The organism is Vreelandella sp. 21 (assembly GCF_050995515.1).
Classification (GTDB): domain Bacteria; phylum Pseudomonadota; class Gammaproteobacteria; order Pseudomonadales; family Halomonadaceae; genus Vreelandella; species Vreelandella alkaliphila.
In genome coordinates, this window is record NZ_CP194673.1 from 3,724,570 (window position 1) to 3,751,125 (window position 26,556).

General features: G+C 55.1%; 21 protein-coding genes. 9 read left to right on the top strand and 12 right to left on the bottom strand.

The genetic code is table 11. The features are described from left to right. Positions 1-205: 205 nt before the first annotated feature. A complete protein-coding gene (locus ACN06F_RS16850; protein WP_095603562.1) occupies positions 206-652 on the top strand; it encodes a DUF6455 family protein in 447 nt (148 codons plus the stop codon). A gap of 113 nt (positions 653-765) precedes the next feature. Here ACN06F_RS16850 and ACN06F_RS16855 read toward each other — a convergent pair whose 3' ends face one another. The 3 genes from ACN06F_RS16855 to ACN06F_RS16865 all read right to left on the bottom strand — a co-directional run bounded on the left by ACN06F_RS16855 (position 766) and on the right by ACN06F_RS16865 (position 4,730). Then, positions 766-2,226, bottom strand: coding sequence for a sodium-dependent transporter (locus tag ACN06F_RS16855; RefSeq protein WP_038479146.1), 1,461 nt, complete (start codon positions 2,224-2,226; stop codon positions 766-768). A gap of 392 nt (positions 2,227-2,618) precedes the next feature. Continuing rightward, positions 2,619-4,181 carry a sigma-54-dependent transcriptional regulator gene (locus tag ACN06F_RS16860; protein WP_038479149.1) on the bottom strand — a complete coding sequence of 521 codons (1,563 nt, stop codon included), beginning with the start codon at positions 4,179-4,181 and terminating at the stop codon, positions 2,619-2,621. A 72-nt stretch (positions 4,182-4,253) separates the two neighbouring features. Next, on the bottom strand, positions 4,254-4,730 hold the full coding sequence (locus ACN06F_RS16865; protein WP_038479152.1) for an Lrp/AsnC family transcriptional regulator: 477 nt from the start codon (positions 4,728-4,730) through the stop codon (positions 4,254-4,256). Positions 4,731-4,859: 129 nt separating this feature from the next. On the opposite strand from ACN06F_RS16865, the gene hppD reads away from it, so the two are divergent. From hppD to ACN06F_RS16905, 8 genes are all read left to right on the top strand, one after another. After that, positions 4,860-5,966: a 4-hydroxyphenylpyruvate dioxygenase gene (hppD, locus tag ACN06F_RS16870; RefSeq protein ID WP_038479155.1), complete on the top strand. Its 1,107-nt coding sequence runs from the start codon at positions 4,860-4,862 to the stop codon at positions 5,964-5,966. 46 nt (positions 5,967-6,012) lie between these two features. Continuing rightward, a complete protein-coding gene (locus tag ACN06F_RS16875; RefSeq protein ID WP_198348872.1) occupies positions 6,013-6,378 on the top strand; it encodes a Rieske (2Fe-2S) protein in 366 nt (121 codons plus the stop codon). 342 nt (positions 6,379-6,720) lie between these two features. Next, on the top strand, positions 6,721-8,298 hold the full coding sequence (locus tag ACN06F_RS16880; RefSeq protein ID WP_433924378.1) for a pyridoxal phosphate-dependent decarboxylase family protein: 1,578 nt from the start codon (positions 6,721-6,723) through the stop codon (positions 8,296-8,298). A gap of 18 nt (positions 8,299-8,316) precedes the next feature. After that, positions 8,317-9,645: a lysine N(6)-hydroxylase/L-ornithine N(5)-oxygenase family protein gene (locus ACN06F_RS16885; protein ID WP_231657847.1), complete on the top strand. Its 1,329-nt coding sequence runs from the start codon at positions 8,317-8,319 to the stop codon at positions 9,643-9,645. Beyond that, positions 9,642-10,814 carry an MFS transporter gene (locus ACN06F_RS16890; protein ID WP_231657846.1) on the top strand — a complete coding sequence of 391 codons (1,173 nt, stop codon included), beginning with the start codon at positions 9,642-9,644 and terminating at the stop codon, positions 10,812-10,814. Before ACN06F_RS16885 ends, ACN06F_RS16890 begins: the two co-directional genes overlap by 4 nt. 2 nt (positions 10,815-10,816) lie before the next feature. Continuing rightward, positions 10,817-13,264 carry a GNAT family N-acetyltransferase gene (locus ACN06F_RS16895; RefSeq protein WP_433924379.1) on the top strand — a complete coding sequence of 816 codons (2,448 nt, stop codon included), beginning with the start codon at positions 10,817-10,819 and terminating at the stop codon, positions 13,262-13,264. Positions 13,265-13,346: 82 nt separating this feature from the next. Next, positions 13,347-13,868 carry an RNA polymerase sigma factor gene (locus ACN06F_RS16900; protein ID WP_038479171.1) on the top strand — a complete coding sequence of 174 codons (522 nt, stop codon included), beginning with the start codon at positions 13,347-13,349 and terminating at the stop codon, positions 13,866-13,868. Between the two features lie 125 nt (positions 13,869-13,993). After that, on the top strand, positions 13,994-14,920 hold the full coding sequence (locus tag ACN06F_RS16905) for a YihY/virulence factor BrkB family protein (protein ID WP_433924380.1): 927 nt from the start codon (positions 13,994-13,996) through the stop codon (positions 14,918-14,920). 91 nt (positions 14,921-15,011) lie between these two features. Here ACN06F_RS16905 and ACN06F_RS16910 read toward each other — a convergent pair whose 3' ends face one another. The 9 genes from ACN06F_RS16910 to aroQ all read right to left on the bottom strand — a co-directional run bounded on the left by ACN06F_RS16910 (position 15,012) and on the right by aroQ (position 26,297). Continuing rightward, entirely contained in the window at positions 15,012-17,144 is a 2,133-nt protein-coding gene (locus tag ACN06F_RS16910; protein ID WP_433924381.1) for a TRAP transporter permease, read from the bottom strand. A gap of 80 nt (positions 17,145-17,224) precedes the next feature. After that, complete coding sequence (locus tag ACN06F_RS16915) at positions 17,225-18,250, bottom strand: TAXI family TRAP transporter solute-binding subunit (RefSeq protein WP_038479180.1); 1,026 nt, start codon at positions 18,248-18,250, stop codon at positions 17,225-17,227. A gap of 239 nt (positions 18,251-18,489) precedes the next feature. Beyond that, complete coding sequence (locus ACN06F_RS16920) at positions 18,490-19,872, bottom strand: sigma-54-dependent transcriptional regulator (protein WP_433924382.1); 1,383 nt, start codon at positions 19,870-19,872, stop codon at positions 18,490-18,492. Next, positions 19,869-21,635, bottom strand: a complete 1,767-nt coding sequence (locus tag ACN06F_RS16925) for a sensor histidine kinase (RefSeq protein WP_095603550.1) — start codon at positions 21,633-21,635, stop codon at positions 19,869-19,871. Before ACN06F_RS16925 ends, ACN06F_RS16920 begins: the two co-directional genes overlap by 4 nt. 238 nt (positions 21,636-21,873) lie before the next feature. Continuing rightward, complete coding sequence (locus tag ACN06F_RS16930; protein WP_433924383.1) at positions 21,874-22,707, bottom strand: alpha/beta fold hydrolase; 834 nt, start codon at positions 22,705-22,707, stop codon at positions 21,874-21,876. 10 nt (positions 22,708-22,717) lie between these two features. Next, positions 22,718-23,920: a 3-oxoadipyl-CoA thiolase gene (gene pcaF, locus ACN06F_RS16935; protein WP_198348856.1), complete on the bottom strand. Its 1,203-nt coding sequence runs from the start codon at positions 23,918-23,920 to the stop codon at positions 22,718-22,720. A 10-nt stretch (positions 23,921-23,930) separates the two neighbouring features. Continuing rightward, positions 23,931-24,704, bottom strand: a complete 774-nt coding sequence (locus ACN06F_RS16940; protein WP_198348855.1) for a CoA-transferase subunit beta — start codon at positions 24,702-24,704, stop codon at positions 23,931-23,933. Next, positions 24,701-25,522, bottom strand: coding sequence for a CoA transferase subunit A (locus tag ACN06F_RS16945; RefSeq protein ID WP_038479192.1), 822 nt, complete (start codon positions 25,520-25,522; stop codon positions 24,701-24,703). Before ACN06F_RS16945 ends, ACN06F_RS16940 begins: the two co-directional genes overlap by 4 nt. Positions 25,523-25,853: 331 nt before the next feature. After that, on the bottom strand, positions 25,854-26,297 hold the full coding sequence (gene aroQ, locus ACN06F_RS16950) for a type II 3-dehydroquinate dehydratase (RefSeq protein ID WP_089040415.1): 444 nt from the start codon (positions 26,295-26,297) through the stop codon (positions 25,854-25,856). Positions 26,298-26,556: the final 259 nt, after the last annotated feature.

Below are 26,556 nucleotides of genomic sequence, written 5' to 3' on the forward strand. Positions count from 1 at the left end.
CTCGCCGCGGCCGTATAATAGGCGGCGAGAGCAGCACTCACATTCTGATGACGCCCTATAAGCAGCTACTTTTCTATCACTTCCCTCCACTCCCTCCTTCCGCATCTCTGTTTCACTTGAAACCAACTTGATCCGCGTCAAGATAGTTTATCTCTCGTCGGTTGATACTGATGTCATCATCAAGAACCGCCGAGGGAGAATGACCATGGATACTGCCCAGCATACAGATACCACCTCTTGGTGGGGCCGCCTCACAGAGCGCTGCTATACAGCATCAACCGCGACGTTAGCCCGCAACATAAACCAGCAAGCAGGCGCTAGCTATGATGCACTTATCAACGACCTGGAAAGACCGCTAGAGCCACGCTTTGAGCAGGCAGTGGCAAGGCAGCTAGCAGCAGGCCAACCCGCTCATTTCAGCCCAGCCAAAACCTTAATGCCAGTTATGATGCAGCGCTTCGGTCTTAAAGAGAGTGAGCTTCATGGGAATGTTCTGATGAAGCATGCCGACTATCGTACACTGCGTGACACCTGCAACGCTTGCGCAGCCGTTGGCGATTGTTGGAAAGCGATGCGGGCAAGTGCCGAGCTTGATGAGTGCCGCCGCTTATGCCCTAACGCCAATGCCTTTGATGCCTTAGCGGCACAGTGAAGCGTGTTGATTAACATCCCAGCAACGTATTTCTCTAACGCAAAGCGCTCCCATCGACTATCGATGAGAGCGCTTTGATGACTCTTCTTAATGTCTTATTCTAATGAGTTGCTTCAGGAAGCCTGATGCCGCAGTCGTGGGCTAGCTAACTCTCCCACCACGGTAATAACCACCAGCAGGGCTAGCAGCCACGGCCACTGAGTGCCTACTTGAAGGGTGGCAAGGCCCAGCGCATCGATGAAAATTAACACGATGCCTAACGGGCTGACGTAACGCACCATAAACAGCCACAGCGTGTGTTGGGTACGGGAGAGCCCTAGCTCCTCTCTAAATAGCTCAGTACGCAGCAGGAAGCCTGCCATCAGTGCCGTACCTAAACCGCCTAATGGCATCATCCAACGGGAGGTCAGGTAATCCAGCCAATCGAAGAAAGTGCGGCCTGCCACCGTCCAATCCGCGCCCATATTGAAAGACAGCATTGCCAAGGTGCTTACCAACCACAGCACGATGCCCACACCCCAGGATGCCCGTTTGCGCGTCATCCCTTTGCTTGCAACTAGCCAGGCCACTGTCGCTTCGATCATTGAAATCGACGACGTAAGCGCGGCCATCGACAGCATCACAAAGAACAGGACGCCAAACAACGTACCAAACGGCATTGCTTGGAAGGCCAGGGGCAAGCTCATAAAGATCAACCCTGGCCCTTGGCCGGGATTCATTCCGTTAGCGAAAATAATCGGGAAAATAGCCAAGCCTGCCATCAGCGCGACAACGGTATCAGCAATGGCCACACTGAATGTCGTGCGCGCAATGGAGTGCCCTTCTGGCAGGTAAGAGCCGTAGGTAAGAATGGCACCAGACGCGAGCGACAAGGTAAAGAAGGCATGCCCCAGTGCCGCTAAGAGCCCTTCACTGCTTAACCCTTCGGCATTGAAAGAAAACAGAAAAGACCAAGCTTCGGCAAAGCCACCAGAAAAAGCACCGTAGCCAATCAGTATGCCCAGCATGATCACCATGCCTGGCATCATCCAACTGACACTCTTTTCAATACCTGCTTGTACTCCCTTACCGACGATGAACATGGTTAGCACCGTCACTAGCGTGCTCCAGGCGCCTAACGTGAAAGGGTTGGCATTATTAGCGGCAAAAATTGCTGCCATATCATCGACGCTATTACCGGCCAGTCCGCCGCTCAGCATTTTCCACAGATAGGAAAATGACCAGCCAGCGACGACCACGTAGAACGACAGAATCATGAAACCACACAGCATGGCCATCCAGCCGAAGATCGACCAGAAACTGCCGCGCCCTGACTCATGTACCACTCGACGGATAGCATCAATCGGGCTACCCCTACCGCGACGCCCAAAGCTGATTTCAGCCATCATGATAGGAACACCTACTGCCAATATGCAGGCCAAATAGACCAGCACAAAAGCGCCACCCCCGAACTCGCCAGTGATGTAAGGAAACTTCCAGATATTACCCAGGCCCACTGCAGAGCCAGTGGCTGCCAGCACAAACCCCCAGCGGCCCAGCCACAGCGTTTTGGGGGGCGTATTTGTCGTTGTCATTGGGAAACCTTATAAATTTATATTGTTTTTTAGGCTATTTATTATGAGCAGCTAGAACAGCTACTTAAGAGCGATTAACTGCCTATAAAAGCCAACCAACTGCGGTCAATCAGTCATAAAGAGCAATCTATAAAGAGTCTATGGAGATAGCCATAGGGCAGGAATGGGGTTAAATCGCATTCGGCGAGGCGCTACCCGCGGAAGCGGCATAAAACTGTAAAGCAATCGTTACACCCAGAAAAAAATGCCGAAGAGTGGTGTCTTGCCGTTGTATTTTTCTGACAAACTGTAAACAAATCGTGACAGTTAATTCACCTGCTATACGTACTTTTTTAAGATTTTGCTTAAGTAGAGTCTTGAATACGGCTTAACGTGCTGTTCCAGGTACGGTTTCAAGTGCCATCTTGAGCACCAATACCGTAACGCTTGAGTTTATTCGCAATGGTTGTGTGGGAAACACCCAACCGCTTGCCTAACTGGCGGCTGGAGGGATGCTGCTGATACAGCGTACTCAAGATATTCTTTTCCACCTCGCCTAACATGTCGCTCAAGCTTCCTTCTAATGGAATACCCGCCAGCTCAGGCGATACTTCACTGTGAGGAAGACGCAAATGCACCGGCTGAATGGCTTTCTCTTCACATAGCGACACCGCCTGGAACAACACATTTTCCAACTGACGCACATTGCCCGGCCAGTCGTAGCGGATGATTTTTTCCAACGCAGCAGGTGAAAGTTCAGGCAAAGGGCAGCCTATCTGACGCGCCGCACGATCAAGCACATAGGCAGCCAACTCCTCGATACCATCCAAACATTCACGTAAGGGAGGGACCTGTAGCAACAGCACATTAAGTCGGTGATAAAGATCCAGCCGAAACAGCCCTTCACTACATAACTGCGGCAGGTTCTGTTGAGTGGCACAGATCACCCGGACATCCAGGAAGGTTTCCTCGTCGCTACCCACACGCCGGAAGCCGCCATCCTGAAGAAAACGCAACAGTTTTGTCTGCAGACGTGGGCTCATTTCACCGACTTCATCGAGAAACACGGTGCCGCCTTCGTTAAGCTCCAGAAGGCCAAGCTTGCCTTCTGGCCGAGCGCCTTCAAAAGCACCGGGCGCGTAACCGAAAAGCTCTGTCTCGGCCATTGATTCTGGCAGCCCAGCACAGTTGAGCACCACAAACGGCGCTTGCCCGCGATGGCTTGCCAAATGGCAGGCTCTGGCGACCAGTTCTTTCCCAGTCCCCGTTTCCCCTACAATCAGCAACGGGGCATCCAGTGGCGCCATACGCCGCGCCTCATTGATCACGGCGGCCAATCGCGAACTCGACTGAAAGATGGCCTCAAAGCCACGCAGTTCCTGGCGCTGCACCTGATAAATACGTGCCCCGATACGGTCGGCACGATGCAACGTCACCACCGCCCCGGCTAATGAGTCCACCTTGGTGTCTTCGGTGTGCAGTGGCGCAATATCGGCGAGATAGGTATCGCCTTTCAGCTTGATCCGCAGCCCATTGATACGTGAGTTGTTGCGGCGAATCACCTCGGGAAGGTCGACTTCGTCAAGGTAGCGATCCAGCGATAGCCCGGGTACTTCTTGAACGCGCACCCCCAATACCTGAACGGCGATACGGTTGGCCGCTACAATGCGGCCCTGCATATCTATCGACATAACGGGGTCAGAAAGCGAAGACAGCAATGCATCCAACTCCAAATGACGACGCTCGCTGGGCATCAAGCTCGCGCGTTTGACGCCAAAAACGCCTGGGATAGCTTCCAGTGCCGGCTTAAGCGTACTCAGCTGGGCATTAAGCAACTTCGGGACATGCAAATAGATGGTATTGCCCTGCTCGCCCCCGACCTCGCCCCGCGCGACATTAATTCGGTAGTCAGCAAACTGGGCCACTATATCGCGAAGAATGCCGATTCGATTCTGACAATAAAATTTAAGACGCATAGAACCCTCACCGCACAAAACTAACGTAGCTACTTAGGCTTTGCCTGAAAAATCAGTGATTTCGGACATCGCCTAGCCACCACTCACCGGCAGCCCCTGCTCCTCTTTCATACTACGCAGTATGATTTCAGAGCGAACCTGGGTGACATTAGGATGAGGTAATAAATGGTGGTGAATAAAGTCTGAAAACTCGGTGAGGTCCTTGGCAATAACGTGCAATACATAGTCCGCATCCCCCGACACAGAATAAGCCTCACGCACCATGGCGTGCTTCGTCAGTAACGTTACAAAATCATCATCCATGCTCTCACCATGCGCTTTGAGATTAACGCGAGTGATCGCACGCAAGCCAAACCCCAGGCGGGAGGCATCAAGCCTCGCCGAATATCCCTTAATCACCCCTTCGGCTTCTAGCCGCGCTTTACGCCGGGAGCATTGAGAGGGAGACAAGCTGACACGTTCTCCCAACTCTGAATTGGTGAGGGCTGAGTTCTTCTGCAATACTGATAAAATTGCAAGATCATATCGATCCAAAGAAATCCCGTGCATAGAACACTCCAGTTGCGCACAAGCTGTGCGCTATTTGGCGATATCTTAGGTTAGTTTGCAACCTAATTGCACCGCCTCTTCCCTATACTGAGCTTGTTCACTTATAAGACAATAATAGGAGAGACAGCGATGGGACCTTTTCCTCATGACGCGCCAAAAGTAACCATAAGCGATGCAAACCCAGCGGGCACCGATGGTTTTGAATTTGTTGAATTTGCCCATCCTGAGCCGGAAAAGTTAGACAGCCTGTTTCGGCAAATGGGCTTCGTCCCCGTTGCAAAGCACCGTGATAAGTCAATCACCGTTTATCGTCAGGGTGATATTAACTATCTGCTTAACAGCGAGCCTAACTCGCATGCATCAGCGTTTATTGAGGCGCACGGCCCCTGTGCACCGGCCATGGCTTGGCGCGTTGTTGATGCTCAGCACGCCCTAAAACGTGCCGTTGAGTTAGGGGCTGAAGAGTTCACTGGCAATAAATCCATCGATGCGCCTGCAGTTGTTGGTATTGGCGGCTCGCTGCTTTACTTTATTGATACGTATGGCGAAAAAGGCAGCTGTTATTCAAATGAGTTTGAGTGGTTAGATGAGGTAAACCCTAAGCCTAAAGGGTTTGGCTTTTACTATCTTGACCACCTCACTCATAACGTTATTCGCGGCAATATGGATACGTGGTATAAGTTTTATCACGACACCTTTAACTTCCGTGAAATACGCTACTTCGATATCACCGGTAAAGTCACCGGTCTTACTAGCCGCGCATTAACCTCTCCCGATGGCAAAATTCGTATCCCGATTAACGAGAGTGCCGACGATCACAGCCAAATTGAAGAGTACTTGCGCGAGTATAACGGCGAAGGTATTCAGCATATCGCCATTGCAACGAACGATATTTACACCGGCACTGATTTAATCGCTGACGCGGGGCTTGAATTCATGCCTGGCCCGCCGAGCATCTATTATGAAAAATCACTTGAGCGCGTAAAAGACCACCAGGAACCTCTCGATAAACTTCGTAACCGCGGCATTTTGATTGATGGCGAAGGCGTTGTGGGCGGTGGCGAAACCAGAATTTTGCTACAGATTTTCTCAAAAACAGTGATTGGTCCGATCTTCTTCGAGTTTATCCAACGTAAAGGCGATGATGGGTTTGGAGAGGGCAATTTTAAAGCACTTTTCGAATCCATCGAAGAGGACCAAATTAACCGAGGCGTGTTGCAAAGTACTGCAGAATAGCAAAAATGCTAAATAACAAAATTAGCGCTGACGAAAAGGAAACACTGTGCAAGACGCTTGGCGTAATTATGCAAATGCCCCCCAAGAGGGGGCTATTGTTTGCCCTTCTCATCTTATAGAAGAAGGCAATGCACACTGCATAGAAGTTATCAGTAACGATGAATCTTTCCCCGTCATTATAACGCGCATAAATGGTGTCATTTATTGCTACGTTAATGCCTGCCCCCACCAATACTTACCATTAAATTACCGGTCGGAAAGTATCATTTCATCAGATAGAAGCCGTTTGCTATGCAGTGCTCATGGCGCAGCGTTTGATATTAAAACAGGCAACTGTTTAACGGGCGCCTTCGATAAACTTGACGCAATACCGGTATTTGAAGACCAGGAAAGTAATGTATGCATTGGTTAAGCTGATATTAAACTAAACTCTTTTAAGAAGCCCCTCTAGCAATTATCAATTAACACCTACTCGTGATGGCCAGGTAGGCGTCTTCTGACGCCTATAGATCGCGACATTCATGTGCCCTCTTTTTCCTCGTTAGACGCTGGCGCCCGCCACCTTACAAAAAATTGCCTCTGCCGGTTCAGAAAGCGACGACTGATACGTCGTGTGTTATGAACAAAATGTAATGATTATCATTTCACGAAATTTAATGGCGTTACTAACACTCGGCGCCACAGCAAGAGACGCAATCAATAGCTACCGGCGAACCTACTGCCTTGCAGCGCAACGGATAAACGAGATGACACCATGACGACAAAGGTTCTAGACGAGAGCAAGTCCCTCAGCAGCGCATTCGCTCCGCTGGCAACAAACCAACTGTTCAATGCCGACCATTCAGAAGCCTATTGGCAACAGGCCACTCGTTGCATCGACTTAGTAAGGCGCAAGGTCGCCCAAGTAGACCGCCCCTTCACCGGCGCTCGCCCAGAAGAGCTGCGCGGATTGTTCCAGGCCATCGATCTTGACGCTCCGCTTGGCAGCCTAGAGCCTGCGCTGCAAGAGTTGTCACGGCTCTATTTGGATGATGCCGTTTACTTCCACCATCCTCGCTACGTGGCACACCTCAACTGCCCCGTTGTGCTACCAGGCATCCTCGCCGAGGCGATTCTCTCACCGATCAACTCATCCCTCGACACCTGGGATCAGAGCGCCGGAGGCACCTTCGTCGAACAGTCGCTCATCGACTGGACCGCTGCCCGCATTGGCTTAGGCCAGGACGCCGACGGCGTCTTCACCAGTGGTGGTACCCAATCGAACCTGATGGCGTTGATGATCGCCCGAGACCATTACGGCGCATCTCTTGAGGGGCACGGCGGCAATAAGCATGAGGGCCTGTCGGCAGACTTTCGGCGACTGCGCATTCTCGGCTCGGAGGTCAGTCACTTTAGCTTGCAAAAGTCGGCGGCAATTCTTGGGCTTGGCTATCAGGCGGTGATGCCGGTGGCTTGCGACGACCACTACCGTATGAGCCCCGAGTACCTCAAGACGCGCCTAGAAGAGTGTGTGGCGATGAACCTGATTCCCATCGCTGTGGTCGCCACTGCTGGCACCACCGATTTCGGCAGCATCGACCCCCTTGAGGAGATCGCCGCACTTTGCCGGGAGCATGGTATCTGGCTGCACGTGGATGCCGCTTACGGCGGTGGGCTGCTGTGCTCGCGACGCTACCGTCACCGTTTAGCGGGCATCGAGCACGCAGACTCGGTCACTATCGACTATCACAAAACCTTCTTTCAACCGGTGAGCTGCAGCGCGTTCCTGGTAAGGCGTCGCAGCGACCTGCGCTACGTGACCTATCACGCCGACTACCTTAACCCGCAATGCCAAGCCGAGGCGGGCACCCCTGACCAGGTCAACAAGAGCCTGCAGACGACCAAGCGCTTTGACGCCCTCAAGCCATGGCTGACCCTGCGCATCATGGGCGCCGATGCGCTCGGCGAGATGTTCGAGCGGGTCATCGACTTGGCTAGCGAGGCTTACAACGAGCTGGTCCGCCACCCAGACTTCGAGGTGCTGCTCGATCCTCCCATGAGCACCGTGGTGTTCCGCTACCGCCCGGCGAGCCTGCAGGAAACAGAGCTACTCGAAGCAGAGCTACTCGAAACAGAGCTAGACGAGCTCAACACCCACGTGCGTTCGACACTGTCCCGCAACGGCGAAGCGGTAATTTCCGCCACTCGCGTCGGAGGGCGGCTTTATCTCAAGTTCACCCTACTCAACCCGGATACCAGTCTCAAAGATCTGGTGGCCATCATCGAGCGTATCTCTCACCACGGCCAAGCATGGTGCGATGCCCAGACGCCAACCCGCGCAGTAGCTTCCTGATTCCAGCGAGATATGATCATGACACAGACTGTCCACGACTTTATCGCCATTGGCCTTGGCCCCTTCAATCTTGGCTTAGCCTGCCTCACCGACCCAATTGATGAACTTGATGGCCTCTTCCTAGAACGCCAAGACGGCTTCGACTGGCATCCCGGCATGCTGCTTGAAGATGCCACTCTGCAGACGCCTTTCATGTCAGATCTGGTCACCATGGCCGACCCCACTAGTCGCTTCAGCGTTCTCAACTACCTGAAACAACAGGGTAAGCTCTACAATTTCTACATCCGCGAGAACGTCTTCCTGCTGCGTAAGGAGTACAACCATTACTGCCAGTGGGCAGCCGCCCAACTAGACAGCATCCGCTTCGGCACCGAAGTGACTCGCATCGATTATGACGAGCCCGCGGGAATTTACCGGGTGAGCTGCCGCGACACCCATAGCGGCGAGGCCCAGATCCATCTGGCACGGCGACTAGTGCTTGGCACCGGTACTAGCCCCTATCTGCCGGAGGGCTGCCGAGAAGTAGACCCACGCCCGCTGCACTCCAGCGAGTATTTGCAGCACAAGGCCGAGCTGCAGCGCCAGGAGGCTATCACCCTCATTGGCAGCGGCCAGAGTGCCGCCGAGATCTACCATGATTTGCTCGCTGACATCGACCGCTTCGGCTATCGCCTCGACTGGATAACCCGCTCACCACGCTTCTTCCCACTGGAGTACGGCAAGCTGACCCTGGAGATGACTTCGCCGGACTACATCGATTACTTCCACTCCCTGCCCGAAGCCACCCGCAACGGGTTAATGCAGCGCCAGAAGAGTCTCTACAAGGGCATCAACCTGGAGCTGATTGATGCGATTTACGACCTGCGCTACGCCAAGGAGCTGGGCGGCAAGGTCCGTTCCGACCTGCTCACCAACACCAACCTGGAAACCTGCCGCTATGATGCCGAGCGCAGCGAGTACGACCTGACCCTGTGGCACACCGAGCAGCGGCGCCACTACCGTCACCGTACCCCAGCGCTGATCATGGCCACCGGCTACCGCTACCATGTGCCAGACTTCTTAGCGCCCATCACCTCACGCATCGCCTTCGACACCGCCGGACGCTACGCCGTAGGTCGCTTCTATGACATCGACGGCGGGCGCGGCGAACTCTTCGTGCAGAACGCCGAACTGCACACCCACAGCTTGGTGGCTCCGGATTTGGGCATGGGACCCTATCGCAATGCCTGCATCATCCGCGCCTTGACCGGTAGAGAGGTCTACCCCATCGAGAAGCGCATCGCCTACCAGCACTTCGGCGCTCCGAGCGAGGCCGTCTTTGAACCGATGGACGCGGAGCCTGCATGAGACCGACGCCCTGGCTGGTAAGTGTCACCGCCGTGGCGGTGGTCAGCGACTCCATGCTACTGCCCTTCTACCCGCAGTTTTTTGCCGATAGATTCGGTGTGACTGACCCCGCCCACGTCGGCGGCTACCTGGCCATGAGCTGCCTGGTGGTGATGCTGGCACTGCCTATCTGGGCATTGCTGGCCCGACGGTTCGGCACTCTGCAGCTGCTGGTGGGCACCCAACTCGTCGCCGGCGGCCTGAGTCTGTCCTGCGCGCTGGTCACTTCACTTCCGCTTTTCTGGGGGCTGTCGCTGGCCATGTTGGTGGCAAAGGCTAGTTACCTGCTGGTCTACCCGTACCTCATGCACTTTGAACCCCAGGACCGCCACGCCACCCTAATCGGCATGCTGTCAGTGGTGGTACATGCTGGCGGCATTCTCGGTGCCATCGTCGGTGGCTTGGTACTGGAACTCTGGCAGCCGGCTCGCGTGTTCCAGTTGATGGCGGTGAGCGATATTCTCCAGGTGGCGGTTTGCCTGCTGTTGCTCAGCCGCGGACAAGTGCCCCACGCGGCACCCGCCACTCCAACCTCTCCGAGCGCCAACGGCGCTATTCTGCGCTTGGGTGTGGTGATGCTGCTGTTCACCTTCAGCGCCTATCTGGCACGACCCTTTTTCGCCCAGTACTGGGCGCTAGCCTCGGGCCAACCGAGTGCGACGCTGGCTGGCGCGGTCTTCGCGATTCCCGGCGGTGTCGCCGTGGCGCTGCTGGCTTTCGATCTGTTGTGCCGACGCCCGAGCGGTGCGGCCATCGTTCTGCCCCTGGCAATCGGCCTCACGGGCCTACTGCTCCAAGCCAGTGGCGAGGTTATCGCCATCCTAGCGGGTCGGCTGCTACTCGGCTGGGCACTGTTTCGCGTCTCTGTGCGCCTGGAAGTACGTCTCTTCCAGCTCAGCACACCAAAACGCTACGCCAGCGACTTCAGCAAAATCCATATCTTCCAGGGGCTCGGCGTGCTCATCGCCTCCTGGGGCGCTGGTCGCTTGGTCGACACCCAGGGCCTGGCCAGCCCCTTTTTCGTCGCGGCGTTAGGTTTCGCCCTCTGCGCCCTCGCCTATCGCTTGCTGCTGGCCGGGCCATCGGCGAGCCAAGCACAGCCAACTGATCCCGTTTCTGCAAGGACCTAACCATGAACCTCTTTCAACCGACCCCGACCACACGCATCAACTACAGCCGCCACGCTCAAGGGCTAGGCTGCTTCAGCCTCCGCCCACTGCACCTACCCGAGGACCTGCCCCTGATACACGACTGGGTTACCGCTCCCCGAGCAAGTTTCTGGGGAATGCAGGGCCACTCGGCTGAGCGCGTTCTTGCCTTCTACCGCGACCTGCAGGAAAGCAATCAAGCACAGGGCTACCTAGGACTATTCAACGATCAACCTGCTTTTCTGGTGGAGTGCTACGACCCTCGCCACGATCCCATCAGTGAGCACTATGATGTGGCCGAGGGCGACCGCGGGATGCACTTTTTGGTGGCGCCTACCAAGACGCCGCTGACCGGCTTCAGCGTCCAGGTGATCACCACCATCCTGGCCTTTATGTTTGAAGACCCCGACACACGGCGCATCGTGGTAGAGCCGGACGTCAACAACCGCAAGATCCATCCGCTCAACCGCCGAGTAGGTTTTGTTTACGAACGCGAAGTGCAGCTGCCCGAGAAGACCGCTCACCTCGCCTTCTGCGACCGAGAAGCGTTCGCCTCGGCGGTGAGCCGCGAGAACCCGCGCATCACCCAGGTACTGGCCGCCGACCCCACACGGGTCACTTCCCACCTAACCCCCGACCACTGGGCTCAAGCCAACCGCTGGCTGACCCGCAAGGCGATTGCTGAGTTCTCCCATGAGCGCCTGCTGGCCCCCGAGGCACTGCACGTGGATACCAAAGGCAACGGCAACTACCGGCTGGCCGCCCCGAACGCGGCGGTCGAGTACCACTTCCGCGCCCGTCGTCTGGCGCTGGATCACTGGATGATCGACCTCGACTCCCTTGATAAGCGGGTCGATGGCGTATCAGCTGAGATCGACGCACAGCACTTCATCCTCGAATTCCGCCAGCCCCTGGGGATCAGCGATGAGATGCTGCCGGTTTACCTGGAAGAGATTGCCAGCACCCTGTTCGGCAGCGCCTACAAGCTAGACAGCAACCGTCCCGACGCCGATGGGTTAGCCGATGCCGACTTCCAGACACTGGAGGCCGCCATGACGGAGGGCCACCCAGTGTTCGTGGCTAATAATGGCCGCATGGGCTTCGACGCCGTTGACTACCACGCCTTTGCCCCAGAAGCCGCAGCGCCCATCACCCTGGTATGGCTCGCAGTACATCGCGAAGACGCTCATTTCAGTGCCATCGAAGGCCTAGACTACGAGGCACTGCTTTGCGAGGAGCTCGGCACAGCAACAGTAAATGACTTTCACCGACGGCTGGGAGAGCGCCATCTCGACCCCACGGACTACCTGCTGATGCCCGCTCATCCCTGGCAGTGGTTCCACAAGCTATCCATCACTTTCGCCTCTGAGGTAGCTCGGAACCGCATCGTCTGCTTGGGCTACGGTCACGATCAGTATCAGGCCCAGCAGTCGATCCGTACCTGGTTCAACGTGAGCCAGCCAAATCGGCGCTATGTGAAAACCGCACTGTCGATTCTCAACATGGGCTTTATGCGTGGTCTCTCGCCCAATTACATGCGCGCCACACCGACCATTAACGACTGGATCAAGGCATTGGTCGACGGCGACCCTGAGCTTCGCTCCCAGAGCTTCACGATCCTCCGCGAGGAGGCTGCAATCGGCTTTCGCCGCGATACCATCGAGCCAGCCTTCGATAGCCGTAGTGCCTACAAGAAGATGCTGGCCTGCCTTTGGCGAGAGAGCCCCATGCGCTACCAGTGCGAAGGTCATCAGCTGATGACAATGGCCGCCTTGCTACATGTCGATGCACATCAACGCGCGCTGCTACCGCAACTGATCACTATTTCCGGACTTTCCACTGCTGACTGGCTGGGTCGCTACTTAAAAGTTTATCTGCGCCCGTTGCTGCACTGCTTCTATGCCTACGAACTAGTCTTCATGCCCCACGGTGAGAACCTGATCTTACAGCTTAAGGACGGCGTCCCAGTGCGTGCCATCATGAAGGACATTGCCGAAGAGATCGCCATCATGAATACCGAGGTGGAGCTACCCGAGGCCATTTCGCGAATCCGCCTCGATATTCCCGAGTCGCTCAAAATATTATCGATATTCACCGATGTGTTTGATTGTTTCTTACGTTTCATGGCGGGAATTCTTGTCGAGCAAGGCGACATAACGGAAGACGCCTTCTGGGAGCAAGTTGCACGCTGCGTCATTGATTACCAGCAGGACCATCCTGAGTTCGCAGAGAAATTCGACCAGCACGATCTGTTCGCACCAGCGTTCACCCTCTCCTGCTTAAACAGGCTTCAGCTCAGCGACCATCAGCAGATGCTTGATTTGGCTGACCCAGCAAAAAACCTCAAATTCGCTGGCAACCTAGCCAACCCCATTGCTGCTTTCCGGCCCATCACCTACACCAAGGCAACTCAACCAATGGAGCTGACCTGAGCCGTCCCACCGGGCCCGCGGTAAGGGCGGGCCCTACAAGCACCAACATCACTCGAGACCCTGACACTATGACCGTTTTCACATGACTGACCGCCTGGACCTCACCCGTCTGTATCGATTGCACGCCGGTGATCTAAATGGCTATTTACGACAACGGCTTCGCTGCCCTGCCCTCGCCGATGATCTCTGTCAGGAGGCGTTCTTGCGCCTGAGCCAACGGCCATGCAACGAAGGCCTTGAAGAGCCACGCGCCTATCTGTTTCGCATCGCCAATAACCTGATGATTGATCATCATCGCCGCTGTTACTCACGCATTGACCACCAGCCACTCGATGACCCTCACCTTTGCCTCGCCTGCCCCTACTCTTGCCCAGAAACGGCGACCGAAAGCGCCCTATGCCAGCGCCAATTGCGGCGAGCCATGGCATCGTTGCCACCACGGCTTCTCCAGGCGTTGACCTGGCACCGCCTGGAGGGGCTGACCCAAGCCGAGATCGGCCGACGCATTGGCGTTTCTGAACGCATGGCGGGGCGTTACATTGCCCAGGCACTTGAACGCTGCCGCAATGAGCTGGTCGGGTCTGCGCCGCTGTGCCAGGAATAAACGCAACGCCGATCATTGCCTATCTTTTTGCCGGTCTGTGCGTCAGTCTATCCACTGACGCTTGTTGTCGATGCACAATCACACCGCCAAGGCATAGCATTGGCGCACAAGGAGAATGGCAAACAATGGGGCGCAACCAAACGGCACTCAATGCCTTACTTTTGTTGCTGCCACGGCTGGCTCATTTTGCCTGGCGTGTAGTGTGTCACTTCCTGAAGAATCGCGGCATCCTGCTCGCCGGTGGGGTGGGCTATAATATTTTGCTCTCGATCGTGCCACTATTTGCAGTATTGGTTGTGCTGTTGACAAAAGTGGTAGATCAACAGCATTTACTCAGCGTTCTTGCTGTACAAGCGCGCCACCTAGCACCGGCCCATGCCGAAGTGTTGATGGACGCCGTCCGCAGTTTGTTGAAGTCTCGCGGCGTCATCGGCATCCTTAGCTTACCCATTCTGCTGCTCTTCAGCTCCTTCGCCTTTCGCATGCTCGAAGATGCCTTGGCGATTATCTTCCATGCGCCAGAAAGCCCCCACATCAAACGTAGTGTGTGGGTATCGGTGATGCTGCCGTACGCTTTCATGTTAGTGCTAGGGGCGGGGCTGCTGGCCTTAACGCTGGTCGTCACCCTGGCCAGCTCGCTCAATACGCTGATGATGGCGCTTTTTGAGCGGCAACTACCGTTTGCAGGGTTTTCCGAACCAGTCCTTAATTTATTCAGTTTTGCTGGGGTTTTCTTATTGTTTAGCGCTATCTATAAGGTGCTACCGGTGGTGCGTATCGCGTTGCGCCGAGCGGTAATCGGCGGTTTCGTCGCGGCGCTGCTGTGGGAAGGCGTGCGGCTGCTACTGGTTTACTATTTCACTCACCTCTCGTTCGTCAACGCCGTTTACGGGTCCCTAGCAACGCTGGTGATTGTGCTGCTCAGCCTGGAAGTCGGTGCCATCATTTTGCTGCTGGGCGCGCAGGTCATTGCTGAGCTAGAGCGCAACACACGCCTCGGCCTGCCTTGGCATATTGACCCAGACCGACAACCTATCACCCACGTTGATTAAGACGTTACATTGAAATGCCGCCATCTTTTGATGGCGGCATTTATTTGAGCGCTATTTATAAGAGGGCTGCCCTCTTTATGCTCGCCTAGAGTCAGGCCGTCGCATGAACCATCTGGCGGTCACGTCTGGCACTCCACACCAGCGTCATCAGAAACAGTGCCAAGCCCAAGAAGTCCAGTAGCAAGTTTCCGTGGGGCCACAGCATTAAAGCACCAATGGGGAACATGGCTAGGCGCAGCCACCAGGGCAACTCGCTTTCCAGATAGCCTTCCAGCCCTGCGATAATGGCGTAAATACCGAGTAACGCGAAGGCAAATACCACCAGCATCTCGGCCGGTGTCCCGGTGATCATTGGCGACCACACAAACAGCAAGGGAATGATGTAGAGCCCCTTGGCGATTTTCCAAGCGGTAAAACCGGTACGCATAGGTGGCGTTTTGGCGATAGCCGCCGCAGCGAAGGCAGTAAGGCATACTGGCGGAGTCACATTGGAGTCCTGAGATAGCCAGAAAATCACCATGTGCGCCGCCACCAGCATCATCGATATCGTGTGCGACGAAAGCGCCTGCTCGTAGAGTTGTGAACGGAAATCGTCCGGCACCACGGCCAGTAGTTGTTGGGCACTGGCAGCGTCCATCGGGGCATTCAGCGCTTCCAAAGCATCTGGCGCGGCAAGCATAAAGATCGCCCGTGCCTGCTCGGGCAAATCACCGGCCATAATCAGTTCTAACAACTGACTTTGTGCCATCAGACCATACAACGCAGGTGCCGATAGTGTGCCCAATACGATGTAAGCGGCCGTCACCGGCAACCCCATCCCCAGTACAAGAGAGGCCAGCGCGATCAATACGATGGTGATTAACAGGCTGCCGCCCGCCCAATCAGAGATCATCAACGAAAAGATGTTACCAATGCCGGTCGTCGACACCACATTGACGATCAAACCAACCGTCAGCAGTAAAATGGCGGTGGAAACCATGTTGCGGGTGCCCAGTACCAAAGCGTCGATAATTGCCTGAAGCTTCATGGGTGAACGTGATAACCAGGAAGCAACGACCACCGACACGATAGCGATACCGGCAGCATAGGTGGGAGTGAAGCCATTGATAAGGGCGACGACCAGCACCACGAGCGGTAGCAGGTAGTGCCAACCGCCCTTCAATACATCAATCAGTTTTGGAGCTTGTTCCGTTTCTACCTGATGAGTACCGCTACGCTTGGCTTCGATACGCACGAACATGGCCACCGAAAGGAAGTACAGCAGTGCAGGAAGCGCAGCGACCCCGATGATGGTGAGATATGAAACCTGGGTGTAAGAGGCCATGATAAAAGCCCCCGCCCCCATGACGGGAGGCATAAGCTGGCCCCCGGTTGAAGCCGCGGCTTCAACGCCAGCCGCAAAACGCGGTGGAAAACCCGCTTTACGCATTAAGGGAATAGTAATCACACCGGTGGAAACCGTATTGGCTACGCTGGAGCCAGACACTGACCCCATAAGCCCTGAAGCGAATACCGCGACAAACCCCGGGCCACCAACAAAGCGACCCGCGGCACAACGCGCTAGCTCAATGATGAACTCTCCAGCACCCGAACGTACTAGGAAGGCACCAAAGAGAATGAACATGAAAACGTAAGACCAGGAAATCCGGGCAATCGATCCCAGCATGCCGTCACCGCCGAGGAAGCTGCGAAACAGCACGGTTTCCCAGTTCAGCCCGGGGAAATTGAACACCCCGCCGACATAGCGCCCCCACCAGGCAACGTACGTCAGCGCAATGATACATAGCAGCGGGATAAACCAGCCGGTAGTCCGGCGGGCAAATTCTAATACCAACGCCAAAGCGGTAATCGACACGATCCAGTCAGCCAGGGAAAAGCGTACCCCACGGGCATAAAGCGCATCCTCAAAGCCGATTAAATAGAACGCACAGCCTAGGGCGGCTAGACCAAGACACACATCAACGGCGAGTAATAAGCGCTGACCGCTAGCCGAGCGCGCTTTGAACATCGGCACGGAAAGCGCGCACAACAGGCCGAACATACCGAAGTGTAATGCACTAACCCAAATCTCTGAGACAGTGCCCAGGGTATTGAAATAGATATGTGAGAAAGCAACGATGATGGCGAGCAAGCTCAGAATCCGCCCAAGCCAGGGGTGCTCAAGGCGCTCTGAAGCGCTGCTTGCGGATTCATCGCGCACCGTATCAGGTGTCGAATGACTCATGGTGTACCTCATAACACTAAGTAAGGCATAGGGAGGCCATCCGCCCGGCTTATGCCAGGCAGATGCAGGGCGATAGGCCTTCAGCCTTCGAGAAGATGCTCAGGAATTTCTATGCCTTGTTCCTGGAAATAGCGCGCGGCGCCGGCATGCAGTGGTATCGGCAGACCGTCGAGCGCTTTTTCCAGAGCCATGTCACGCGTTGCTGGGTGAATGTTGTTTAGAAACGGCAGGTTCTCGAACATGGCTTTGGTGATCTGATACACATGCTCTTCAGGCACATCGGCGTTAACCACCAAAATATTGGGCTGGGAAATGGTATTGATCGGGGAGTCTTGACCAGGGTAAGTGTCGGCGGGAATTTCGAAAGCGCTCCACACTGGGTACTGGCTGTTAATGCGCTCAAGTTGCTCAGCGGTCACGTTCAGCGTGGTAATGTCATCGCCCATATTGGCATAGGCGCTGGTCACGGCAGAGGCCGGAACGCCTGCCGGTATGTTCATACCATCTATATTGCCGTTCTGCATGGAATCAGCGCTGGCACTGTAGCCCAGGTAGGCAATATCCATCTGCTCCGGATCAATGTCCAGACCGGCAAGAATTTGCCGACCAGAGCCTTCGGTACCGGAATTGCGCGCACCAATGGAGAAACCGCGCCCGTATAGCTGAGCCAAGTCATCAATGGTGCCAGTATCGACAAGTGAGTCACGCATCACAAAGTGTTCGACGTTCTGCCACAGCATAGAAACTGAGCGTACGTTGTCATAGGCTTTGGGCACTGGCCCCTCACCGGACCATGCCCAGGCGCCGTAGAGCGCTTGCAGAATGCCGAATTGAGCCTGGTCATCATCCATCAGGCGCAAGTTTTCCGCTGAACCCGCCGAGCTGATGGCGGAAACGGAGATGCCGTGGGTAGGCTCGAGCTTGACACGTATCAGTGTAGAAAGTGCGACGCCTACTGGATAGAACGTGCCACCGGTGGTAGCAGTGCCCATGATGTATTGTCCGCCCTCGGTAGGTTCCTGGGCGGTAACGGCAGAGGCACTGACGCCGAATGCAGCGGCGGTAGCGAGACAAAGAGCGGTTTTAAGAAATTGGCGTTTTAGCATGGTGTTGCTCCCAGCTTATTGGAATTGTTGGAGTAATCACTACTCCTTCCCCAATAGAGCGAGAAGCTAGCCAACTTTAAACAAAAGCATAAAAATCAATACATTATAATTTAACTTCTACGACAAAAGGCGAAGACACTTGAACGACCATCGGCCATTTTTCGCCGATGGTTTTTGCCCTCATCGGCAAAAAATGGCCGATGAATCAGCCCTGGCGCATTGACTCTTGAATCAACCGTTTAGGTTGCAAGAAAGTCTTCACGGCGTAACTGGTGACGCTGCATTTTCTGATTGAGTGTACGGCGAGGTAGATCGAGTTCATCAAGTACCGCTTGAATATTGCCGTTATGGCGCTGCAGCGCTTCTTTCAAGACGGTAGCCTCAAATGCTTCCATACGCACAGAGAGCGCAGACGCTTGATGTGGCGGCGTAGGCGAGCTTTGCCAGGGCAGATCCAACCCAAGAATAAAGCGCGTGGCAATATTGCGCAGCTCGCGCAGATTTCCAGGCCACCGATGATTGCCGAGGGCGGTCAGCAGTTCTGTGGTGGGTTCGCGCAGCGGCCTTTCGTGAACATCAGCGGCTTGATGGCTGAAGTGGCGAAACAGTAAGGGAATATCTTCGCGGCGCTCACGCAAGGGAGGAATCGCCAGCTCAGCAATCGCCAAGCGATAATAAAGATCCTCGCGAAAATCTCCTTGCGAGACCATTTCCAGCAAGTTCTCTTTACTGGCCGCCACGACCCGAAGATGGAGGTGGATAACCTGGTTGCTGCCTAGCCGGGTAATTTCACCTTCCTGCAGTGCGCGCAACAGCTTAACCTGGGCAGACAGTGGCAGTGATTCTATTTCATCCAAAAAGAGGGTGCCGTGGCTGGCGGTTTCCAGCAGACCTATACGCCGTTCCCCCGCCCCGGTAAAGGCGCCTTTTTCATGCCCGAATAGCTCTGATTCGATTAATTCACTGTTCATGGCGCCACAGTTCAACGCCACAAAAGCGCCTTGGCTACCGCTGCCAAAGTCGTGCAAGGCGCGAGCCACGACTTCCTTGCCGCTGCCCGTTTCACCATTGATAACCACGTTGGCGCGGCTAGCAGCTAAGTTTTCCACTTGGCGCCGTAGTAGTTGCATCAGCGCAGAGTCGCCGAGCAGGCGCGTGCTTAAATAGTTATGCCGTAATGCCTGCTGTAACTGTAGGTTTTCCAGCGCCAGGGCACGATGCTCTAGCGCTCGTCGTACACACTCCTCGAGGCGTTCAGGATCGAAGGGCTTTTGCACAAAGTCCCAAGCCCCCTGCTGAATCGCCGCAACCGCCATGGGGACATCGCCGTGGCCTGTGATCAGAATCACCGGAGGCGGCGTATCGAGTGCTTGCACGGCGGTAAACAAGGCCAAGCCATCCATCTCGGGCATCTTGATATCACTGACGACGACACCGCACGGCTGGCCGTTTTGAAGTGCATTCAGCACCTTACCGGCGCGTGAAAACGTGCGAACCTCTAATCCCGACACCTCCAACCATTGGCTAAGAGAGTCACGGACATCGGCTTCATCGTCCACTAGCCAGACGGGCAGAGAAGCAGCCGATAGTCGAGCTGAGGTGCTAGAAGGTGCTTGCGTCATGAAGGTGTCTCCTCACCATGCAGTAATGACAGACGAAACCAAGCGCCCCCAGCGGGGTGATTGCCAGCGCTGAGCTTACCGCCAAGATCCTGAGCAATGCCGTAACTAATAAACAGCCCCAGCCCCAAGCCTTCCCCAACCGGTTTAGTCGTAAAGAATGGGTCGAACATCTGCTCGATCACTTCTTGAGGCAAGCCAGGGCCATTGTCATGGATCGTCAATCGCACTTGCTCCGTAGTTACCTCAACATGAAGACGAATGATGCCATTGGGTATGTCGTTCAACGCATCCAGCGCGTTACGCAGCAGGTTTGTAAGCAACTGCTCAAGGCGAACGTCATCGCCACGTATCCAGAGTGACTGTTGCCAATCACCGTCACGCTCCAAACGCACTTTTTGCTGCTGGAAACGCTCCTCTAGTAGCTCTAGTACGAAGTGCAGGCTGGCCGGAAGATCCACACTCTCGCGGCTCTCGCCCTTGCGAGCAAACAGCTTTAGCTGCTCGATTAGCCGAGCGAGGCGTTTGCTTAATACCTGAATACGTTGGAAGTTGTCGCCTGCCATTTCCTGACGGCCGAGCGCCAACAACCGCTCACCGTTGGCAGCATAAGTACGGATGCCTGAAAGGGGTTGATTAAGCTCATGAGCAATGCCTGCCGCCATGGTACCCAAGGCGGCCAATTTACCCGCTTGGACCAGTTCAGCTTGCGCATCCTCTAAGGCCTGGGTGCGTTCCTGGACACGTTCTTCCAAGCGAATATTGGTTTGCTGGATGATTTTCGCCTGAGCATCGCGCATGTGTTGGCGTTTTTGGCGTTCACGCAACCACAAGCCAAACAACAAAAGAGCGGAAAGCGTGACTAAGCCCGCCAGAAGTACATTGCGAGCACTGATATAAAGTGGGCGCACCGGGCTGAGATAATGCATCGACCAACCCAGTGTAGCAAGCGGCAGGGAAGCGACCAGAAAACGCTCGCCTCCCCCTTGTGCTTGGTTGCCTATTACCAGCGTATCGTCATGCAGGCGCTGGCCGAGTGGGGAAAGCGGTTTATCGAGAAATTGACGTTGGGCACTAATCTGCGCCAATGCATCATCAGAAAGCCCATCTATGTGCTGAAACCGCCACTGCTCGCGGCTAGAAAGTATCACAACGCCATTGGCATCCGACAAAATGACGTTTTCTTGTGCTCGACGCCAATCCTCTTGAAGCGCTTCCAGTGAGACTTTAACCACCAAGACACCCGCAGAGACAGTGTCGTCGCCAAGCGTAACGACATAAGAGGTGAAATACCCCGGCTGTCCGGTTGTGTCACCGATCGCAAAGAATTCACCGCTACCGCTCTGCATGGCATCGTAAAAATAGGGGCGGAAGTGATAATCGTGGCCAATGAAACTTTGCTCGAGTGCATAGTTGCTGCTGGCCAGGGTGACACCTTGCTCATTCATCAGAAAAATGGCGTCAGCGCCCGAACGCTCAGCGACCTCTGCCAAGTGCTGATTAACAGGAGACAGCAATAGCTCACTAGGTTCGCGCAGGGCAGCCTGGACTAAAGGCTGCTGGGCCAGTAAGTCAGGCAGGTAAGTAAAGCGCTCAAGCGCGCCTTGCAGACTGCTGGTGTAGAGCGCTAGACGCGTATTCGCGTGACGTTGGGCATCCGCTTCGGCGTGACTGTGTTGCCAATGCCATAACCACCATAACCCCAAAAGGCTCAGCACGATTAAAGAGGCCAGAACCAGCGCATACAGCCAAATCTTTCTGCTCACTGTGAGTTTGCCTCAACGGTCGAATTGATCAGACCTAAGAGCTTATCACCCAGGCGTAAGCACTCCCATTGTCGAAGGTATCTCTAACGCCCTCCAGCGCAACAGCAAACTCATCACTATACGGTTGCCACAGGCGTCACCGGCGAGCCAATGGCGCCTGGCAGCTACGCCAACGTCATTCGGTTATAGGAATACTTCTCTCTGCCTATACCTATTTGCGAGCCTCCAGTCCGGAGGCTTACGCCACATCGTAGTTCGAGCCGGTTGAAAGCACAGCAATGAGCTTTTTCGCGAACAGCACCGGAGCTTCTACCGACGGCACATGCCCCACACCGTCAAATATCTCCAACGGTGCGCCATCTAGCTCCGCAGCCAAGGCTTCCAACGTTGCGGGCGGCGTGGCCATATCTTCACTGCCGCCAAACAGCTGTACTTTGACCTTATTAGGAACGACCTTATGAGGGGCGTTCTTACCAGAAAGCTTTCCAGAGAACGTATTACGACCAAGCATTTCGCATAGCTGGGCGTAGGACTCATCGTCGCCACGGCCCATTTGTACGCACCATCCTGCTTTCAGCGCTGGACTTTCCTCAAACGCCTGTGGTGCAAACCAGCGCGGCACGATTTCTTCAGACATCGCTGCCAGGCCTTCCTGGCGCACTCGGCCTGCGCGGGTGTTCCAGAGATCAGGATTGCCGATCACTGCGCCAGTATTGGTCAGCGTAGCGGAGAGCAGCCGGTCGCTATGCTCAGCAATCAACTGCTGGCCGACGACACCGCCAATGGACGTACCGGCAAAGTGAAAGCGCTCAGCAGCCGCCAGCTCTGCCAATGCTAGAGCCTCAGCGGCTAAATCAGCGGGAGTGATTTGTGCACCGCTGGCTGCCTGACTAGCACCGTGGCCGGGAAGATCCCAGGTCAGCACCCGGTAGCGGGGTAGCAGCGCGGGAATGATGTCGTCCCACACGGCTTGGCTCATGCCCAGTGGATGCGCTAGCACGATAAGTGGATTCACATCCGAGCCGAGCAATCGGTAAGCGACGCTGCGGCCATTGATAGTATGAAAGGCCATGCTACCTCCGTTAAACGCGTTCAATCAGCGTGGCAATACCCTGACCCACGCCTACACACATGGTGCACAATGCATAGCGCTTGCCGCTGTTTTGCAGCTCATGAGCAGCGGTCATTAACAGGCGCGCACCGGACATACCCAGCGGGTGACCCAGGGCAATCGCGCCGCCGTTAGGGTTGACGCGTGGATCGTCGTCTTTAAGGCCCAAGTCACGCATGCAGGCCAGTGCCTGGGCAGCGAACGCTTCGTTGAACTCAAACACATCGATATCATCCATGGTGATACCAGTGCGTTTAAGCAGTTTTTGCACAGCAGGTACCGGACCATATCCCATGATGCGCGGCTCAACGCCGGCCGTGGCCATGCCAATAATTTTCGCCATCGGTGTCAGACCATGCTGTTTAACCGCCGCGTCACTGGCCACCAGCATCGCCGCCGCGCCATCGTTAACGCCCGACGCATTGCCTGCGGTCACGCTACCGCCTTCACGGAACGGCGTAGGCAACCCTGCCAGTTTTTCCAGGGAGGTTTCCCGCAGGTGCTCATCCTGATCAAAGATTAGCGGCGCCTGCTTGCGGCGGGGAATCTCGATGGCGGTGATCTCTTGGGCAAAGCGCCCCGCTTTTTGGGCGGCAGCGGCTTTCTGCTGAGAGCGCAGGGCAAAGGCATCCTGATCTTCCCGAGAGATAGTGAACTGCTCGGCGACGTTTTCCGCCGTTTCTGGCATCGAATCAACGCCGTAGGCTTTCTTCATCAGCGGGTTGATAAAGCGCCAGCCGATGGTGGTATCTTCGATCTTTTGCCCACGCGCAAAAGCGCCTTCAGCCTTGCCCATCACGTAGGGCGCTCGCGACATGGACTCCACGCCGCCTGCCAGTGCCAGCTCCATTTCGCCCGCTTTAATCGCGCGAAACGCGGTACCGACCGCGTCCATGCCCGAACCACACAGGCGGTTCATGGTTGTGCCGGGTACCGAGGTCGGGATGCCCGCCAGCAGCGACGACATACGTGCCACGTTGCGGTTGTCTTCACCGGCCTGGTTGGCGCAGCCCATAAACACTTCGTCAATGGCAGCAGGGTCAAGATCCGGCGCTTCCGCCAGTACGGCTTTAAAAATCGTCGCGGCGAAATCATCGGGGCGCACGCTGGCCAAGGTACCAGCGAAGCGGCCAACGGCAGTGCGGCGCGGGTGGCATAAATAGACATCACTCATACAAAGCTCCTTATTCACCCGCGTGGGCACGCTCGGTGCGTGCTTTCAGTTCGCGCAATATTTCAAGCTCGTTGGGGTTCGGTTCCTGCGTGCTCTCCAGCTGTTCGGCAAAGCGAATATCCCAACCGGTTGCGTCAATCACGTCTTCACGGGTGACGCCGGGGTGTAGCGAGACGACGACCAGCTCTTTGGTGTCCGGGTCGGGCTTCATCACGCATAGGTCGGTAATGACCCGCGTGGGACCCTTGCCAATATTGGGAACGTTATCGCGTCCTTTGCCATCACGGCCAAAGCCTAACGTGGTGACGAAGTCGACATCTTTCACAAACGCGCGCTTTGAGTGCTTCAGGGTAATAAACACTTCACCAGCGTTGGTGGCGATTTCCGGCGCACCGCCGCCGCCCGGCAAACGAACCTTGGGCGCTTTGTAATCACCGATCAGGGTGGTATTAAGGTTGGCAAAGCGGTCGATTTGTGCGGTGCCTAAAAAGCCTACGTTCACTTTGCCACCCTGCAGCCAATAGCGGAACATCTCTGGCACGGCCACCGTGGTCAACGCTGATTCGCACAGCTCACCGTCACCAATAGAGAGCGGCAGAATCTCAGGCTTGGTTTGCAGGGTGCCGGACTCATAAATCAGCACTACCTCAGGCGCGTGGGTTAGGCGTGCCAGGTTGGCGGCTTCAGAAGGTAGACCAATACCCACAAAGCAGGTCATGCCATTTTCTAACGCACGGGCAGCGGTCACAGTCATCATTTCAGAAGAGGTGTATTCCTGACTCATTTGGCTTGCTCCTCTGCACCGTAGATATTCTTGTCGATCCATTGAGTAAAGGTATCGCGGTCACGAGCAATGGCATCCCACTCTTTATAGAAGCGGTTGCTGCGACCGTAGTAGCCATGGGTATACGAAGGCAGCGCGCCCTTTTCTGCCACGGCAACGGCACTAATCGCCCAGCCTGGGATCACGCAAGCATTGGGATGAGCGTTCAGGTCATCGACAATCTCTTCCACGGTGACAATGCTGTGCTTAGCAGCCAACACCGCCTCTTTCTGTACGCCAACAATACCTTCCACCAGCACATTACCCTGTCGATCCGCCCGTTGAGCGTGAATGATCGACACATCCGGTCGCACAGAAGGAACCGCTGCTAGGCGTTCACCGGTAAACGGGCACTCAATAAATTTGATTTGATCATTCACGCTCGGCAGCTCGCTACCGACATAGCCACGCAGCACAGCCATTGGCAGGCCAGCAGCCCCAGCCTCAAAGGCGCAGGCCATCGCGGCATGACTGTGCTCAAGAATCTCAATTTTGCGCGGCCAGCCTTTCTCAACCGCGTCGCGCAGTCGATGCAGCGAGCCCACGCCGGGATTACCGCCCCAGGAGAAGATCACCTTTTTAGCACAGCCCGCGCCAATCAACTGGTCGTAGATGATATCGGGGGTCATGCGGATCAGCGTCAGGTCGCGCTTTTTCTGACGGATCACTTCGTGGCCCGCGGCAAACGGAATCAGGTGGGTAAAGCCCTCCATGGCAACGGTGGCGCCATCTTCGACGTAGCGCGCTACCGCGTCATGCAAGCTCAAGAACTCAGCCATAGGTCTCCTCCTGGCAGTGACTCTCGGCAAGTTCGAATAACGAACTTTGATTTGTAGTGCGAACAATTTACTCCCGTCATATTCACTCGTCAAACCCCACCAAGCACGCATACAAAAGGGGAGGCTAAGCCTCCCCTCTCGTTAACATCGGTAAAAACCTTATCATTTCAAATAATTATTCATTCTTAAGCCAGGCAGATGTACGCGCTACTTGGCGTAAGCTACTACCAAGGTATAGCGTCGGGTCACAAGCGTTACGCAGCTTTTCATGAAGGAGATATCTTTATGGTCTTTGCACTGCTTTTTGCCCTCGTACGGCTTCGCGTACCGTTTAAACGCAAGATTTTATAATGGCGTTTAAAGCGGCCTGGTAACCCTCCGTCCCAAGCCCCGCAATGACCCCATCTGCCCGCTGCGAGACATAGGAGTGATGACGGAAGCTTTCGCGTTTATGGACATTTGAGATATGCACCTCAATGACCCTACCTTCAAAGGCATTGAGCGCATCGAGGATAGCGACAGACGTATGGGTATAGGCGGCCGGGTTGATGATGATAGCCAGCGTGCCATCGAGACGCGCCGCATGGATGGCGTCAATTAATTCGCCCTCGTGATTGCTTTGAAAACAGCTGATATCCCAGCCCTGCCTCTCAGCTGTTTCAGCCAAAGCGTTATTAACATCGTCCAGCGTCTCATAGCCGTAAACGTCTGGTTGGCGAACGCCTAAAAGATTTAAATTAGGCCCGTGAAGGACCGTTACTTTTGGTTGTCCCACTGCTCATCTCCTTTCGTGGCATTACGTCATCGTCGGAAGTCGTTATGCCTATAATAACGTGTCGTTGAGTGCTTAATCTGTCTTCATAATGTCTGAAAATCGCTCAATTGGGCGCTATTCGAACAACATACTATATTGGCTATGTGCTAGTAAGGTTATTTCAGCGAGGGGGCACTAATGGAGAAAAAAAGCTAAAATGAAGTGTTAAAATCTGATGACCGCGGTTTCGTAACGGCGATCATCCGTTAAACCAGCCAAG

What these genes read in the sequence shown, in the direction of transcription:
- ACN06F_RS16890 (WP_231657846.1), top strand. Translation starts at nt 9,642, where the DNA reads ATGAGACCGACGCCCTGGCTGGTAAGTGTCACCGCCGTGGCGGTGGTC.
- ACN06F_RS16850 (WP_095603562.1), top strand. Translation starts at nt 206, where the DNA reads ATGGATACTGCCCAGCATACAGATACCACCTCTTGGTGGGGCCGCCTC.
- ACN06F_RS16930 (WP_433924383.1), bottom strand. Translation starts at nt 22,707, where the DNA reads ATGGCCTTTCATACTATCAATGGCCGCAGCGTCGCTTACCGATTGCTC.
- ACN06F_RS16885 (WP_231657847.1), top strand. Translation starts at nt 8,317, where the DNA reads ATGACACAGACTGTCCACGACTTTATCGCCATTGGCCTTGGCCCCTTC.
- ACN06F_RS16945 (WP_038479192.1), bottom strand. Translation starts at nt 25,522, where the DNA reads ATGGCTGAGTTCTTGAGCTTGCATGACGCGGTAGCGCGCTACGTCGAA.
- hppD (WP_038479155.1), top strand. Translation starts at nt 4,860, where the DNA reads ATGGGACCTTTTCCTCATGACGCGCCAAAAGTAACCATAAGCGATGCA.
- ACN06F_RS16880 (WP_433924378.1), top strand. Translation starts at nt 6,721, where the DNA reads ATGACGACAAAGGTTCTAGACGAGAGCAAGTCCCTCAGCAGCGCATTC.
- ACN06F_RS16940 (WP_198348855.1), bottom strand. Translation starts at nt 24,704, where the DNA reads ATGAGTCAGGAATACACCTCTTCTGAAATGATGACTGTGACCGCTGCC.
- ACN06F_RS16855 (WP_038479146.1), bottom strand. Translation starts at nt 2,226, where the DNA reads ATGACAACGACAAATACGCCCCCCAAAACGCTGTGGCTGGGCCGCTGG.
- ACN06F_RS16915 (WP_038479180.1), bottom strand. Translation starts at nt 18,250, where the DNA reads ATGCTAAAACGCCAATTTCTTAAAACCGCTCTTTGTCTCGCTACCGCC.
- pcaF (WP_198348856.1), bottom strand. Translation starts at nt 23,920, where the DNA reads ATGAGTGATGTCTATTTATGCCACCCGCGCCGCACTGCCGTTGGCCGC.
- ACN06F_RS16900 (WP_038479171.1), top strand. Translation starts at nt 13,347, where the DNA reads ATGACTGACCGCCTGGACCTCACCCGTCTGTATCGATTGCACGCCGGT.
- ACN06F_RS16905 (WP_433924380.1), top strand. Translation starts at nt 13,994, where the DNA reads ATGGGGCGCAACCAAACGGCACTCAATGCCTTACTTTTGTTGCTGCCA.
- ACN06F_RS16860 (WP_038479149.1), bottom strand. Translation starts at nt 4,181, where the DNA reads ATGCGTCTTAAATTTTATTGTCAGAATCGAATCGGCATTCTTCGCGAT.
- ACN06F_RS16895 (WP_433924379.1), top strand. Translation starts at nt 10,817, where the DNA reads ATGAACCTCTTTCAACCGACCCCGACCACACGCATCAACTACAGCCGC.
- ACN06F_RS16910 (WP_433924381.1), bottom strand. Translation starts at nt 17,144, where the DNA reads ATGAGTCATTCGACACCTGATACGGTGCGCGATGAATCCGCAAGCAGC.
- ACN06F_RS16920 (WP_433924382.1), bottom strand. Translation starts at nt 19,872, where the DNA reads ATGACGCAAGCACCTTCTAGCACCTCAGCTCGACTATCGGCTGCTTCT.
- ACN06F_RS16865 (WP_038479152.1), bottom strand. Translation starts at nt 4,730, where the DNA reads ATGCACGGGATTTCTTTGGATCGATATGATCTTGCAATTTTATCAGTA.